A 13,912-nucleotide genomic window follows, 5' to 3' on the forward strand; every position below is an offset into this window, starting at 1 on the left:
TTGAACAAGGTGGACTTGCCCACATTGGGCAATCCGACAATTCCGGCTTTGAGCATCGGCGGAATCTACCGGCCAACGGCGAGACTGTTGTGAAGTTTTGTGGGCCCATGCTGCAGTCCTTGCGCTCCCCTGCGTCCCAATCTCCTGAGGCCGAGCTTGCATCAATGGCGAAAGGAAGATCCAAGCGGCCCAAAGCAGTGATGGTTGGGCTGCTGGTGCTTGCCTTCTGCGGTGGGGGAGTGCTGCTCCTGCGGTTCGGTCCCTGGAGCAACCGTCAGCGGGACTTGACGCCGTTCACCACCACTGCCGAGCGGGGCGTTCTCTCAGGGGTCATTACCGCCAGCGGCGAACTGCAGGCCCAGCAGAAGGTGAACGTGAGTCCGCGCAAGCAGGGGGTGCTCGATGAACTGCTTGTGGATGAAGGCGATGCGGTGGAGAAAGGCCAGGTGCTGGCGGTGATGGATCAAGCGGATCTCGAGGATCGGTTGCAAGAGAGGCAGGCTCTGCTGCGCCAGGCGGACGCCAACTTCCAGACCAAAAAAGAGGATTTCGACCGTCGTAGCCAGCTGTATGCCAATGGCGTGATCAGCGCTGACGACTTCAGCGACGTGCGCTTCGAGATGCTGGCCCGACAGGCGGGCCTGGCTGCAGCTCGAGAACGTCTAGAGCAATTGGAACAGGAGAGCCGTGATCAGAGAATCCGCGCGCCCTTCGCCGGCACCATCACCGCGCGCTACACAGAACCTGGATCGTTTGTAACCCCCACCACCGCCGCCTCGGCAACTGCAGGTGCCACCAGCGCGTCGATTGTTGAGCTGTCGCAGGGATTGGAAGTCAGCGCCCGCGTTCCGGAAAGCGACATCGGACGCATCGTGACTGGCCAGAACGCCGAGATCCGCGTTGACGCCTTCCCCGATGAACGCTTCTCCGCACGGGTGAGTGAAATTGCCCCCCGCGCTGAGAAAGAAGACAACGTCACCTCCTTCGAAGTGAAGCTGAACTTCGTCAATCCGCCCAAAAAACTGCTGATCGGCATGACTGCCGACATCAATTTTCAAACTGGGCGCAGTGCACCGAAACTCCTGGTGCCCACCGTGGCAATCGTGACGGAGGAGGGCAAACCGGGCGTTTTGCTTGTGGATGAGAACCAGAAACCACGTTTCCAGCCGGTGGAGCTGGGCAACAGCAGCGGCGACCAGACTGCGATCCTGAACGGTCTTGAGTCAGGAACCCGCGTGTTCATCGATCTGCCTCCCTGGGCTGATCGCCGCGATTAATCCACCAAATTTTCAACACCGTCATGCCTGAGGCCACCGCCAAGCCCCTCCTGTTGCTTGTGGATGGCCACTCCCTGGCATTCCGCAGCTTCTACGCCTTCAGCAAGGGAGGTGAGGGTGGCCTAGCGACCAAAGACGGCAGGCCGACCAGCGTGACCTATGGCTTTCTCAAAGCCCTTTTAGACAACAGCAAATCCCTGAAGCCTGAAGGCGTCGCGATCGCCTTCGATACGGCCGAGCCCACCTTTCGCCACAAGGCAGACGCCAACTACAAGGCCCATCGGGATGTAGCCCCTGAGGTGTTCTTCCAGGACCTTGAGCAGTTGCAGCAGATCCTGGAAACGCACCTGCAGCTCCCCCTCTGCATCGCACCGGGCTTTGAAGCTGACGATGTTCTGGGGACCCTGGCAAACCGAGCAGCCGATACGGGCTGGGGCGTTCGGATTCTGTCTGGGGACCGCGACCTGTTTCAGCTGGTGGATGACAGCCGCGACATCGCGGTGCTGTACATGGGCGGAGGCCCCTATGCCAAAAGCAGTGGCCCAATGCTGATTCGTGAAGAGGGGGTGCTCGGCAAGCTCGGCGTGATGCCGGACAAGGTGGTGGACCTGAAAGCTCTGACCGGGGACAGCTCCGACAACATCCCCGGAGTGCGCGGTGTGGGCCCGAAAACGGCGATCAACCTGCTCAAGGAGAACAGCGATCTCGACGCGGTCTACGCCACCCTCGAGCAGGTGGAAGCGGAAGGGCCGAAAGCCAGTCGAGGAGCCATCAAGGGAGCACTCAAGGGAAAACTGCGCTCAGACCATGACAACGCCTATCTCTCGCGCAAGCTGGCCGAGATTCTTGTGGATGTTCCTCTCCCCAAGGAACCAAGCTTGCCGTTGTCTTCGGTGGATGGCGACGGCCTGAGGAGTTGCCTGGAAGACCTCGAGCTCAACAGCCTGCTGCGCCAGGTAGGGAGCTTTGTGGCGGCCTTTTCAGAAGGTGGTTACAGGGTCAACGCGGAGGCCGCTGCTGCCAAGACCACCCGACCAACCCCCTCAGAACAGCCGACTGCCGGTGCCGCGGCCGAACAGGCGACAGACGAGGAGGTGGGGCTGCCCGCCCTGAAACCCCAGCTGATCCAAACCGAAGCAGCCCTGGATGCACTGGTGCAGAGGCTGATGGCCTGCACCGACAGCACCCAGCCTGTCGCCCTCGACACGGAGACCACCGACCTCAACCCCTTTCGGGCTGAGCTGGTGGGCATCGGCATTTGCTGGGACGAGGCCCTGGACGCGCTGGCCTACATCCCGCTGGGGCACAAGGGCACCGAAGACAGCAGCCCTGAGCAGCTGGCGTTGGAAACAGTGCTCACCGCCCTCGCTCCTTGGCTGGCCAGCAACACCCACCCCAAAACCCTTCAAAACGCCAAATACGACCGCTTGATCCTGCTGCGACACGGCGTTGCCCTGGAGGGTGTTGTGATCGACACGCTGCTGGCGGATTACTTACGGGATGCAGCAGCCAAACATGGCCTGGAGCTGATGGCGGAGCGGGAATTTGGCTTGCAGCCCACCTCCTTCACGGATCTGGTGGGCAAAAAACAAACCTTCGCCGATGTCCCGCTGGAGCCCGCCAGCCTGTACTGCGGCATGGACGTTCACGTCACCCGCCGTCTGGCACTGCTGCTTCACAGTCAGCTGGAGGGAATGGGTCCCCAGCTGCTGCCGCTGCTCGAACAGGTGGAGCAGCCCCTGGAACCGGTGCTGGCCCTCATGGAGTCCACCGGAATCCGGATCGATGTGCCCTACCTCCAGGGCCTCTCGGAGGAAATGGGAACCACCCTGCAGCGGTTGGAATCCGAAGCCAAAGAAGCCGCCGGCGTTGAGTTCAACCTGGCCTCACCCAAGCAGCTGGGGGAACTGCTGTTCGACACCCTGGGGCTGGATCGCAAGAAATCCCGCCGAACCAAGACCGGCTTCAGCACCGATGCCACCGTGCTGGAGAAACTCGGCAATGACCACCCCGTGGTGCCGCTGGTGCTGGAGCACCGGGTGCTCAGCAAGCTCAAGAGCACGTACATCGATGCCCTGCCCCAATTGGTGGAGGCGGAAACAGGTCGTGTCCACACCGATTTCAACCAGGCGGTGACGGCGACGGGCCGGCTGAGCAGCAGCAACCCCAACCTGCAGAACATCCCAGTGCGCACCGAGTACAGCCGACGCATCCGCAAGGCGTTCCTGCCTCAGGAAGGTTGGACCCTTCTCAGTGCTGACTACTCCCAGATCGAGCTGCGCATTCTCACGCACCTCTCGGGCGAAGAGGTGCTGCAGGAGGCCTACCGCAGCGGCGATGACGTGCACGCGCTGACCGCCAGGCTGCTGTTGGACAAAGACAAGGTCAGCCCGGATGAACGCCGCCTCGGCAAGACCATCAACTTCGGTGTGATCTACGGCATGGGGGCCCAGCGCTTCGCGCGGGAAACCGGCGTCAACCAGAGCGAAGCCAAGGATTTCCTGGCCAAATACAAGCAGCGCTACCCGAAGGTGTTCGCCTTCCTGGAGCTGCAGGAACGTCTTGCCCTGAGCCGCGGCTACGTGGAAACCATCCTTGGCCGCCGGCGCCCGTTCCATTTTGACCGCAATGGTTTGGGCAGACTGCTGGGCAAGGATCCCTTGGAGATCGATCTGGATGTAGCCCGCCGCGGAGGCATGGAGGCTCAACAACTTCGGGCCGCGGCCAATGCTCCGATTCAGGGATCGAGTGCCGACATCATCAAAGTGGCGATGGTGCAGCTGCAAGCAGCCCTGCAGCGTCAGGGGCTGCCGGCCCAACTGCTGCTGCAGGTGCACGACGAACTGGTGCTCGAAGTCGCACCGGATGCCTTGAAGGCCCTCCGAGAGCTGGTGGTGAAGACCATGGAACAGGCCGTCGAGCTGACTGTGCCCTTGGTGGTGGAGACCGGCGTCGGTGCGAACTGGATGGAAGCGAAATAAACGCAACCGAACAGGCCGTAGCCTCATCCTGAGCTCCTGATCAGCTGTGTCCCTGCGCTTCACCAACAGCCTCACCAGCCGCACCGAAGCGTTCGAGCCCCTCAAAGAGGGCAAGGCCAGCATCTATTGCTGCGGCGTGACGGTCTATGACCTCTGCCACCTGGGCCATGCCCGCAGCTACATCAACTGGGATGTGCTGCGCCGTTATCTGATCTGGCGCGGGTATGACGTCACTTACGTCCAGAACTACACCGATGTCGACGACAAGATCCTCAACCGCGCCAATGAGGAAGGCATCACGATGCAGGCGGTGAGTGAACGCAATATCGAAGCGTTCGAGATCGACATGGGCCGGCTGAATATCCTCCCGGCCGACCGAATGCCACGGGCCACCTGCTGCATCGACGGCATCCAGACGCTGATCAGCGAACTGGAGGCCAAAGGGGCCGCTTACAGCTCAGATGGTGATGTCTATTTCGACATTTCCAAAGCCAAGGATTACGGCAAACTCAGCGGCCGTGACCCCAACGACCAGCAGCAGGGAGCCAGCGGCCGCACCGCCGATGGAGAGGAGAGCCGCAAGCGTCATCCTTTTGATTTTGCGCTGTGGAAAGGGGCCAAAGACGGTGAACCCAGCTGGGACTCCCCCTGGGGACCAGGGCGCCCGGGCTGGCACATCGAATGCTCAGCCATGGTGCGCCAGGAACTGGGGCAGACCATCGACATTCACCTCGGTGGCGGAGATCTGGTGTTTCCGCACCACGAAAACGAGATCGCTCAGTCGGAAACCGCCAACGGCGCCACCCTGGCGAAGTTGTGGATGCACAACGGCATGGTCAATGTCGGTGGCACCAAGATGTCGAAATCACTCGGCAACTTCACCACCATCCGCGCCTTGCTGGACAGCGGAATCTCGCCGATGACCCTGCGCCTGTTTGTGCTGCAGGCCCACTACCGCAAACCCCTTGATTTCACTGCTCAAGCCTTAGACGCCGCGGCCACCGGCTGGAAGGGGCTGAATGCAGCACTCAGTCTTGGCGGTCGTTATGGAGCAAGTCTTGGCTGGAGCAGCGCGGCACCCTTACAGGAGGGAGCCGTCAGTGCCGATGAAGGTCCAGCCGACACCGCCCTGGTGGAGCTCGAGCAACGCTTCATCAGCGCCATGGACGATGACCTCAACAGCTCGGGGGGACTGGCTGTTCTGTTCGATCTGGCCAAGCCCCTCCGGGCCCTTGCCAACCGGCTGGAACGGGGCGAGGACGCCGCACTGCCTGAGCCGGAGTTGAACGCCCTCCAGGGTCGCTGGCAGCTCCTACGCCAACTGGCGGCGGTGTTGGGACTGCGCACAGAAGCAGAGGCGGCCTCGAGCCTCGATGACAGCGCGATTGATGCGGCCATCGCAGACAGAAAGGCTGCCAAAGCCGCGAAGGACTACGCAGAAGCCGACAGGATCCGGGATGAGCTCGCTGCCAAGGGTGTGGAGCTGATCGACAAACCCGGTGGTGTGACGGAGTGGATCCGCTCCTGATCCCGGCAGACTGAAAAGCACATCGACCTCGCTCCCCATGCTCTGGCTGAAAAAGCTGAATTTCATGGAAACCGCCAAGCTGGAAATGGAGCTGATGAAAGCCCTGGATGCGGGCGAAGACCTCGACGCCAAGCTCGCAACTCAGCGGCAATTGGCTGAATCCAGTGGCGATGCGGAGCAAGCCTGGAAAGCGGAGGTATGGGACAAGATGCTGCTGAGGATTCGCAAAATGGAATCCATGCTCAATCCCCCTGGTGAGCCATGAGCGCGGCACCAGCGGAGACCCTGCTGAAAGCCATTCAGCTCTCGGTTTCGCCGGTGTTTCTCCTGGCTGGTATCGGGGCGATGATGAATGTGCTGTCGGGACGGTTGAGCCGCAGCGTGGATCGAGCCAGAGAGCTGAAACGTCGCTGCCAGGAGCTGGACTGCGACGAGCAGGCTGAATTCAGGGTGATTCGTCAGCGCATGCGGTTAGTGGTGCGTGCCATTGGGCTTCTCACCCTGTCAACCCTGTTGATTTCAACGGTTGTTGCCGTGATTTTTCTGTCGGTTGCCCTGCAGATCAACCTTTCGATGGTTGTGGCACCGCTGTTCGTGGCCGCCATGCTGATGCTCACCTCAGCAGCGATCTGCTTTCTGCGCGAGATCACGCTCGCCTCAAAGCAGTTGGAGGCCACCTTCGGGCCCAGCGAATCCTTCAACTAGAGATCAGGTCGATCACGCTAATCACCAGACCGAAGGCAATCACAGGCGGCGAAATCCAACGCAGCATCACCAGCAGAAAGCGCTTCAACCAGAGTGGGCTACCTGAATGGGTGAGCTCCTCCTGAAAGCGATCCGGAAGCACCCAACCCAGCAACAACGCCAGAAGCAACCCACCAAGAATCAGCAATAAACCCCCAAACACGGAGTCCATCCAGCCCAGAACCTCCATGGAGGTGGCCGCCGGAAGCCCGGCCACAAAGATCAAGGCCGTGGACACCCAGACGGCCCGAGCTCGACTCCAACCCAGTCGATCGATCAGACATGCCACCGGCACCTCGAGCAGCGACACAGCTGAGGTGATTGCAGCAATGAGGGCCAAGGCGAAAAAGAGCACAGCCACCACCTGGCCTGTGGATCCAAGCGACCCCAGCCCCGTGGGCAAAGCGATAAAGATCGTGCCCAGGGTCGAGCCGCTGATCACATCCTGAAGGCCAAAACTCATCACCACGGGGAAGGTGACCATTCCGGCCAGCAATCCCACAGCGGTGTCCATCCCAACCACCGCTACGGCTTCCCGCGGCAGGTGGGCGCGCCTGCTCAGATAGGCCGAATAGGCAAGGATGCAACCGATTCCCGTCCCAATCGAGAAGAAGGCCTGCGTGAAGGCATTGCGAATCGTGGTTGGGTCATGCAACTGGCTGTTATCCCAGCGCAGCAGGAACGTCCGGTAGCCCTCCGAGGCGCCCTCAAGGCCAGCGGCCCAAACCGCAAGGCCGATCAGCAGAACGAACAGCAGTGGCAGGCCCCAGCGGGACAAACGCTCGATTCCTCCGCGCACGCCGGCAGCCACCACGCCGGCAGTCGCCACCAGACTCAGAAGCTGGCCGATCAAGGCGGAACGTCCGCCACTGAGACCCGCGAAAAATGCTTCGGCTGAGGCGATATCCGCAGGAAGTCCCTGCGTCAGGGTCTGCACAAGAGTCGCCCCGGTCCAGCCCATCAGCACGGCATAGAAGGCAAGAATTCCACTGGCAGCCAGCACGAACAGCCAGCCCATGGGCTGCCAGCGACGACCAGCCGCCTTCACCGGCGCAAGAAGAGGGCTCTGGCCGGTGCTGCGCCCCAGCACCATTTCTGCCACCAGCACCGGCAGGCAGACCAAGAGCACAATCACCACATAAAGAAGCAGAAAGGCCCCGCCACCCCCCTGAGATGCGCGGTAGGCAAAGCCCCAGAGGTTGCCCAGCCCAACGGCACTACCCGCAGCCGCCAAGACAAAGCCCAGTCCCGATCTCCACTGTTCCTTCGCCATGCGCTCTCAACAAGCTGTGCGCCAGCTTGCCAGCGATTAACAGTCCTGGTGGGAGACTTGTCGCAACTGCCGGATCAGCGTGAAAGCCATCAGCGTGCTGGGATCCACGGGCTCCATCGGCACCCAGACCCTTCAGATCGCTGAGGAATTCCCCGATCAGTTCCGGGTTGTGGCACTAACGGCCGGCCGCAACCTGAATCTTCTGGTTCAACAAATCCAGAGGCATCGCCCTGAGGTGGTGGCCCTGGCCGATGCCGATCTGCTGCAGGATCTGCAAGAGCGTCTTAAGGATGCGGGTGTTGCAGCTAGCCATACGCCGAAGCTGGTTGGAGGTGCTGACGGCCTCAATGTTGCTGCCGCATGGGACAGCGCTGACCTCGTAGTGACGGGCATTGTTGGTTGCGCCGGATTGTTACCGACCCTGGCGGCGGTCCGAGCAGGCAAAGACCTGGCCCTGGCCAACAAGGAGACGCTGATTGCTGCCGGACCCGTGGTGTTGCCGGAATTGAAGAAGAGCGGCAGCAGGCTGCTGCCGGCTGATTCGGAACACTCGGCCATTTTCCAGTGCCTGCAGGGAACCCCCTGGGCTGAAAACGCACGGCTTTCTACAGGAGTGCCCACACCGGGTCTGCGTCGGATTCAGCTAACGGCATCCGGCGGCGCCTTCCGCGACTGGAAGGCAGCTGACCTGGAAAAGGCAACCGTGGCCGATGCCACCAGTCATCCCAACTGGAGCATGGGCCGCAAGATCACCGTGGATTCAGCCTCCCTGATGAACAAAGGCCTGGAGGTGATCGAAGCCCACTATTTGTTCGGCCTGGATTACGACCACATTGAGATCGTGATCCATCCCCAGAGCATCATCCATTCCATGATCGAGCTGGCGGATTCGTCAGTCTTGGCCCAGCTGGGTTGGCCCGACATGAAGCTGCCGATCCTCTATTGCCTGAGCTGGCCGTCTCGCCTGGAGACGCCATGGCGCCGGCTGGATCTCACCGAAATCGGCCAGCTCACCTTCCGCGCACCTGACCCCGCCAAGTACCCCTGCATGGAACTGGCCTATGCCGCCGGTCGCGCTGGTGGCACGATGCCTGCGGTAATGAATGCCGCCAACGAAGAAGCCGTGGCGCAGTTCCTTGAGGAGAGAATTCACTTCTTGGATATCCCAACGGTGATCGAGGCAGCCTGTGAGCGGCATAAACCCGACTTGATGGCCGAGCCGCAACTGGACGATGTGCTGCGGGTGGATCAGTGGGCCCGAACCGCCGTGCGTGAACAGGTGGATCGGGGTGTGACCCGCTTGCCCGTGGGAGCTCTCGCCGCTTAAGCATGCAACGGGTCAGTCACCACCTTCTGCTCTGCGCTACCGCCAACAAAGCCAAATGCTGCGATCCTGCCCTGGGTTCACAAACCTGGAATGAACTGAAAAGCGTTGTTCGTGAGCTGGACTTAGAAAACACGCAACGCCCTGAAGGAATTGTCCTAAGGAGCAAAGTTGATTGCCTCAGGGTGTGTGAGCGTGGACCCATTCTTGTTGTTTGGCCAGACGGAATTTGGTACGCAGAAGTGTCGCCTAGCAGAATAAAAAAAATTATTCAAAAGCACATTGTTGACCAACAACCCGTCGAAGAATGGATCCTAAAAAAAACACCATTAGGCCCTACACATATTTCCTTCGCAGAACAAATAACAACTTAGCGTATATAATTCTATACACTAACAAGCGTCACCATAGCTCCTGCAAGTAACAAAAAAGCGCAAGAAGAATTGATCAAATACTCCAGTTTTTGCCTGGCAACTGAGTGAGGGGACCTCCAGAGCAGTAACCAGCATCTATCACTCGACAGCACCCACAGCTGGCGAGACGAACAACTATGATGAAAACCTTAAGCGTTGATCACTTCTCGCTTGTCCTGAGGCTCTCGATTGGCATTTGCAGCAACGATCAGACCAACAAAAACGGCCTCTGAACGCACCTATAAATCAGCCGCCTATCCGACAAAAGCGGAGTTGCTGAAAACCTTGCCACCAGAGCTCTCCAAATTGAGCCCGATCAAGGCGTGGATGAGTTTGGTGATGTCAGTCGGACTTTCGGCCTTGGCAGTTGGCGTTGGAATGCTCATCCCACTTTCTGCCGCAGCCACACCTTTGTGGCTTCTCTATGGAGCTGTTACCGGCACCATTGCGATGGGCTGCTGGGTCATTGCCCATGAGTGCGGCCATCACGCCTTTCACCCCAATCGTCGGATCGAAGGGGGCGTGGGGTTTGCTCTCCATAGCATTCTCCTTGTGCCTTACTACAGCTGGGCCCATAGCCATGCCGTACATCACGCCCACTGCAATCACCTTGAGAAAGGAGAAACCCACGTACCGCCAAGGGCAACGTCACCATTAGGAAAAACCACAGAACAGTTGAAGCAAAACCTGCATCCCGTCGTCTTCGGGATTATCTCTCTCTTCAACCATCTCGTCATCGGCTGGCAGCTCTATCTATTTTTTGGAGCAACTGGCGGGGAAGAGTATGACTCTCCTACATCTCATTTTTGGAATGGCAAGCGAATCACCAACGGAAAGCGCCGCTTGTTTCCTGAAACATTCAAAAAATGGATGGTCCGTTCCAATCTTGGCTTGCTGGCCATGGTTTCTTTCTTGATTGCAGCGTCAATACAATATTCCCCACTTCGAGTGTTCTGTCTGTATGGATTGCCATACATGGCAATCAACATGTGGCTGACAACATACACCTGGCTGCAACACACGAATAGCGATATTCCTCATTTTTCAAATGAAACATGGTCTTGGCCGAAGGGAGCCCTTCAGACGGTTGACCGCCCTTACGGACCCATCCTGAATCTTTTGCACCACGGGATCGGATCCACTCACGTTTGTCATCACGTCAATTCATCGATTCCCCACTACAACGCTTGGCACGGAACAAATCTGTTGAGGCAAAGATTTCCCGAGCTAGTGCGATACGACCCCACCCCAATCCATAAAGCTCTTTGGAGGATTGCGACAAGATGCGGCGGAGCTGTCTATCAAAACCCCTCTGACAAAGCGTTTTACTTCTAGGTGGGTTTACCTGGATTTAGAAATACTCTCGCAAACCCACAGAAACCCAGCAAATCTAGATCCAATTCATTCAATTCGAGGCTGGGTTCTAAAGCGGAAGCAAGAACACATATATTTTTAATTTCCACCCTTATCCTTATACATCAAAGCATGCAAAAGCAAGTAGATTTTGCAGATATAACCGATATGTCGCTCAGGATTAATAGCATCTAAGCCGACATCTCCTTAGCGATTTCGACGCAAGACCAAGCCACAAAACAGATGTTCAAATACCTCGAGCAACCATGCCAAGCCAGGCTGCCGCCAACTGATCACCCCAGCAGCCGCCATGCCCGTGAAATCCGTTGTGCCCCCCCTTTCGGGTGAACAATGTGCGAATACCAGCCTCGGGAGGCAAACCCTCAGCCAGATCCATGGCAGCTGAAGCGGGAACCCAGGGGTCGTCGAGTGCCTGCAGCAGCAGCGTGGGCGGCATCACATCACAATGCGACAACAGATGCTGAAGGGGTGAGGCCTCGCGGTAGTACGCCTCCACATCCGAGAATCCCCAACGTGGAGCTGTCACGGCGCTGTCGAAGGCACGGATGGAACGTGGTGGCGACGTAAGCAGCGTGGACTCCTCCTGGCTGCTCACCCCAAAGGGATCTGCCAGGGTCTGCCGCACCAACCGCTTGAGCAGCCAGCGTTGATAGATCCGATTGCGCGGCCGTTCGATCGAGGCACTGCAGGCCGCCAGATCAAGCGGACTGCTTGCACAAAAAAGGCCATCGAGCACACCGGGCGATGCCAGACAGGCATTGAGAAGCATCGTGCCGCCCAAGGAGATGCCTGCCCCCAGCAGCGGGCGTCCCGCCGCCAACGCTCGTGCCCGCGCAATCACCGGCAGCAGGTCACTGTTGCAGCGCGCTGCATAGGTACCACCCGCCAGATGCCGGCCGGGATCAGCACCGCGCAGATTCAGCCTCAGCACTGCAAAACCTGCAGCCTGCAAAACCACACCCATCCGCCTTAGGCCTTCACGAGAGCTGGATCCCCCCAGCCCGTGCAGAAGCAACACCAGCCCTCTGGCTTCCCCTTCAGGCTGATCAAGCAGCGCCAACAAGGCCCCAGCAGCGGCAGCCCCACTGGGCAAGGCAGGCACAGGAATTTGAATCGGAACCCCTTGATCGTGGGGAAGATCAACCTCGCGCAGGGTGTCTCGCAGGGTTTGCAGATCGCCACCAATCCACGGCCAGCGCTGTTGAAACGAAGCAACCCCCAGCCGCTCACGCAGCTGGGGGTTATCCACGCCGCGGCCCATCACTTCTTGCCCAGACCCAGATCTTTGAGTTCCACCAAGAGGTCGCCAAGAACCTTTTTCGCATCCCCAAACAACATCGAGGTGTTAGCGAGCTCGAACAGATCGTTCTTAATGCCGGAGTAGCCGGCACTCATGCCCCGTTTCACCACGAAAACCGTGCGTGCATCCTGCACATCCAGCACGGGCATGCCATATAGCGGCGAATTGGGATCACTCTTGGCCTGGGGGTTGACCACGTCATTCGCGCCCAGCACCAGCACCACATCAGTGGCAGGGAACTCGGGATTGATCTGATCCATCTCCTGGAGCTGCTCGTAAGGCACATCCGCCTCAGCCAGGAGCACATTCATGTGGCCGGGCATGCGACCAGCCACAGGGTGGATGGCATAGGCCACATCAATGCCGGCGCTTTCCAGCACACGGGTCACTTCCCGCAGCGTGTGCTGCGCCTGGGCCACAGCCAAGCCATAACCAGGAACTATCACCACCCGTTCAGCAGCCTCCAGGGTGAGGGCGCATTCCTCGACGCTGCAGCTGGTGATGTTGGTGTATTCGCCACCACCCCCGCCTGTAGCAGTGGTCGCACCAAGAGCTCCACCAAAGAGAACAGACACCAGAGAACGGTTCATGCCGTTGCACATGACCTGGGTGAGGATCAGGCCGGCGGCACCGACCATGGCACCCGCCACGATCAGCAACTGGCTTCCCACCACGAAACCGGCGGCGGCCGCAGCCACACCCGAATAGCTGTTCAGCAGCGAAATCACCACGGGCATATCAGCCCCGCCGATTGGCAGCGTCACTCCGATGCCCAACAGGCCGGAGGCCGCCATCAGAAGCCAGAGGCCCGTGCCTGAATCAGCGTTACGCAGCATCTCAATGGCACCCACGAGGGATGCCACCGCCAGCGCGATGTTGACGACATGCCGGCCCTTGCTTTGCATCCAAGCAGGCGTGGAAAGCCAGCCCTGCAACTTGGCCATGGCCACGATGGAGCCTGTGAAGGTGATCGCACCCACGAAGACAGACACAACGATGGACACCACGGCCACAGGGCCAGCCGCATCAAGGGCCACCGGATAAAGCGCAGCAGCCAATGCCACCAGCAACGAGGACATGCCTCCGCAGCCGTTGAAGAGGGCGACCGTCTCTGGCATCGAGGTCATCGGCACCCGCTGGGCGGTGATGGCTCCGAGCACACCACCCACCAGCGTGCCGGCAATGATCCAGACCCAGGCCGCGCTGCTGATGCCGGTGGTGCCGAGATAGTTGATCAGCAGACCAAGCACCGCTAGGCCCATGGCCACAGCCGCCAGCTGATTGGCACCCCGGGCTGAACGCACCTTGGAGAGCCCCTTGATGCCGAGGGCCAGCAAAAGAACCGCAACCAGCTCAATCGCGTATTTCAGAAGGTCAGACATCAGCGGTTCTCCTTGCGAGCAGGCTTGCGGCTGAACATGGCCAGCATGCGGTCGGTCACGAGGAAGCCCCCGATCACGTTGAACAGGGCAAAGCCCAGCGAGACGGAGCCGAGCAGCAACACCACGGTGTTATCGCCCGCCTTGATGATCGCGGTGAGCGCTGCCAGGACGGTGATGCCCGAGATGGCATTGGCACCACTCATCAACGGAGTGTGAAGGGTGGGGGGGACCTTGCCGATCAGCTCCAGCCCAAGCAGGCTGCCAAGCAGGAGAACCCAAAGGAATTCAACAAACATCAGTTGGCACCTGGGGTAAG

General features: G+C 59.5%; 12 protein-coding genes. 7 read left to right on the top strand and 5 right to left on the bottom strand.

The window, feature by feature from the left end; all coding sequences use genetic code 11:
* The coding region (locus FZZ88_RS12220) for a GTPase (protein ID WP_370629768.1) at positions 1-56 on the bottom strand (56 nt) is incomplete at its 3' end.
* A gap of 108 nt (positions 57-164) precedes the next feature.
* Here FZZ88_RS12220 and FZZ88_RS05615 point away from each other — a divergent pair.
* Genes FZZ88_RS05615 through FZZ88_RS05635 form a run of 5 tightly spaced genes read left to right on the top strand, consistent with a single transcriptional unit; the run spans position 165 to position 6,491 of the window.
* Complete coding sequence (locus tag FZZ88_RS05615) at positions 165-1,277, top strand: efflux RND transporter periplasmic adaptor subunit (RefSeq protein ID WP_226423690.1); 1,113 nt, start codon at positions 165-167, stop codon at positions 1,275-1,277.
* A 23-nt stretch (positions 1,278-1,300) separates the two neighbouring features.
* Entirely contained in the window at positions 1,301-4,258 is a 2,958-nt protein-coding gene (gene polA, locus FZZ88_RS05620) for a DNA polymerase I (RefSeq protein ID WP_166017316.1), read from the top strand.
* 46 nt (positions 4,259-4,304) lie between these two features.
* Positions 4,305-5,786, top strand: coding sequence for a cysteine--tRNA ligase (cysS, locus tag FZZ88_RS05625; RefSeq protein WP_166017317.1), 1,482 nt, complete (start codon positions 4,305-4,307; stop codon positions 5,784-5,786).
* Between the two features lie 37 nt (positions 5,787-5,823).
* Positions 5,824-6,051 carry a hypothetical protein gene (locus tag FZZ88_RS05630; RefSeq protein WP_166017318.1) on the top strand — a complete coding sequence of 76 codons (228 nt, stop codon included), beginning with the start codon at positions 5,824-5,826 and terminating at the stop codon, positions 6,049-6,051.
* Positions 6,048-6,491 carry a DUF2721 domain-containing protein gene (locus FZZ88_RS05635; RefSeq protein WP_166017319.1) on the top strand — a complete coding sequence of 148 codons (444 nt, stop codon included), beginning with the start codon at positions 6,048-6,050 and terminating at the stop codon, positions 6,489-6,491. The genes FZZ88_RS05630 and FZZ88_RS05635 overlap by 4 nt, the downstream gene beginning before the upstream one ends.
* Here the strand turns inward: FZZ88_RS05635 and FZZ88_RS05640 are convergent.
* Positions 6,484-7,803, bottom strand: coding sequence for a sodium-dependent transporter (locus FZZ88_RS05640; protein WP_166017320.1), 1,320 nt, complete (start codon positions 7,801-7,803; stop codon positions 6,484-6,486). The two genes, FZZ88_RS05635 and FZZ88_RS05640, sit on opposite strands and share 8 nt — an antisense overlap.
* A gap of 79 nt (positions 7,804-7,882) precedes the next feature.
* Between FZZ88_RS05640 and FZZ88_RS05645 the strand changes: the two genes are divergently transcribed.
* Complete coding sequence (locus FZZ88_RS05645) at positions 7,883-9,130, top strand: 1-deoxy-D-xylulose-5-phosphate reductoisomerase (RefSeq protein WP_166017321.1); 1,248 nt, start codon at positions 7,883-7,885, stop codon at positions 9,128-9,130.
* 599 nt (positions 9,131-9,729) lie between these two features.
* Complete coding sequence (locus tag FZZ88_RS05655; protein WP_166017323.1) at positions 9,730-10,875, top strand: fatty acid desaturase; 1,146 nt, start codon at positions 9,730-9,732, stop codon at positions 10,873-10,875.
* Between the two features lie 265 nt (positions 10,876-11,140).
* On the opposite strand, the gene FZZ88_RS05660 is transcribed toward FZZ88_RS05655, so the two are convergent.
* Genes FZZ88_RS05660 through FZZ88_RS05670 form a run of 3 tightly spaced genes read right to left on the bottom strand, consistent with a single transcriptional unit; the run spans position 11,141 to position 13,892 of the window.
* Positions 11,141-12,175: an alpha/beta fold hydrolase gene (locus FZZ88_RS05660; protein ID WP_166017324.1), complete on the bottom strand. Its 1,035-nt coding sequence runs from the start codon at positions 12,173-12,175 to the stop codon at positions 11,141-11,143.
* Entirely contained in the window at positions 12,175-13,596 is a 1,422-nt protein-coding gene (locus FZZ88_RS05665) for an NAD(P)(+) transhydrogenase (Re/Si-specific) subunit beta (RefSeq protein WP_115095226.1), read from the bottom strand. The genes FZZ88_RS05660 and FZZ88_RS05665 overlap by 1 nt, the downstream gene beginning before the upstream one ends.
* Positions 13,596-13,892, bottom strand: coding sequence for an NAD(P) transhydrogenase subunit alpha (locus FZZ88_RS05670; RefSeq protein WP_115025338.1), 297 nt, complete (start codon positions 13,890-13,892; stop codon positions 13,596-13,598). Before FZZ88_RS05670 ends, FZZ88_RS05665 begins: the two co-directional genes overlap by 1 nt.
* Positions 13,893-13,912 lie beyond the last annotated feature (20 nt).

This window comes from Synechococcus sp. PH41509, from assembly GCF_020514285.1.
Classification (GTDB): domain Bacteria; phylum Cyanobacteriota; class Cyanobacteriia; order PCC-6307; family Cyanobiaceae; genus Parasynechococcus.

What these genes read in the sequence shown, in the direction of transcription:
- FZZ88_RS05640 (WP_166017320.1), bottom strand. Translation starts at nt 7,803, where the DNA reads ATGGCGAAGGAACAGTGGAGATCGGGACTGGGCTTTGTCTTGGCGGCT.
- polA (WP_166017316.1), top strand. Translation starts at nt 1,301, where the DNA reads ATGCCTGAGGCCACCGCCAAGCCCCTCCTGTTGCTTGTGGATGGCCAC.
- FZZ88_RS05635 (WP_166017319.1), top strand. Translation starts at nt 6,048, where the DNA reads ATGAGCGCGGCACCAGCGGAGACCCTGCTGAAAGCCATTCAGCTCTCG.
- FZZ88_RS05670 (WP_115025338.1), bottom strand. Translation starts at nt 13,892, where the DNA reads ATGTTTGTTGAATTCCTTTGGGTTCTCCTGCTTGGCAGCCTGCTTGGG.
- FZZ88_RS05630 (WP_166017318.1), top strand. Translation starts at nt 5,824, where the DNA reads ATGCTCTGGCTGAAAAAGCTGAATTTCATGGAAACCGCCAAGCTGGAA.
- FZZ88_RS05660 (WP_166017324.1), bottom strand. Translation starts at nt 12,175, where the DNA reads ATGGGCCGCGGCGTGGATAACCCCCAGCTGCGTGAGCGGCTGGGGGTT.
- FZZ88_RS05615 (WP_226423690.1), top strand. Translation starts at nt 165, where the DNA reads ATGGCGAAAGGAAGATCCAAGCGGCCCAAAGCAGTGATGGTTGGGCTG.
- FZZ88_RS05665 (WP_115095226.1), bottom strand. Translation starts at nt 13,596, where the DNA reads ATGTCTGACCTTCTGAAATACGCGATTGAGCTGGTTGCGGTTCTTTTG.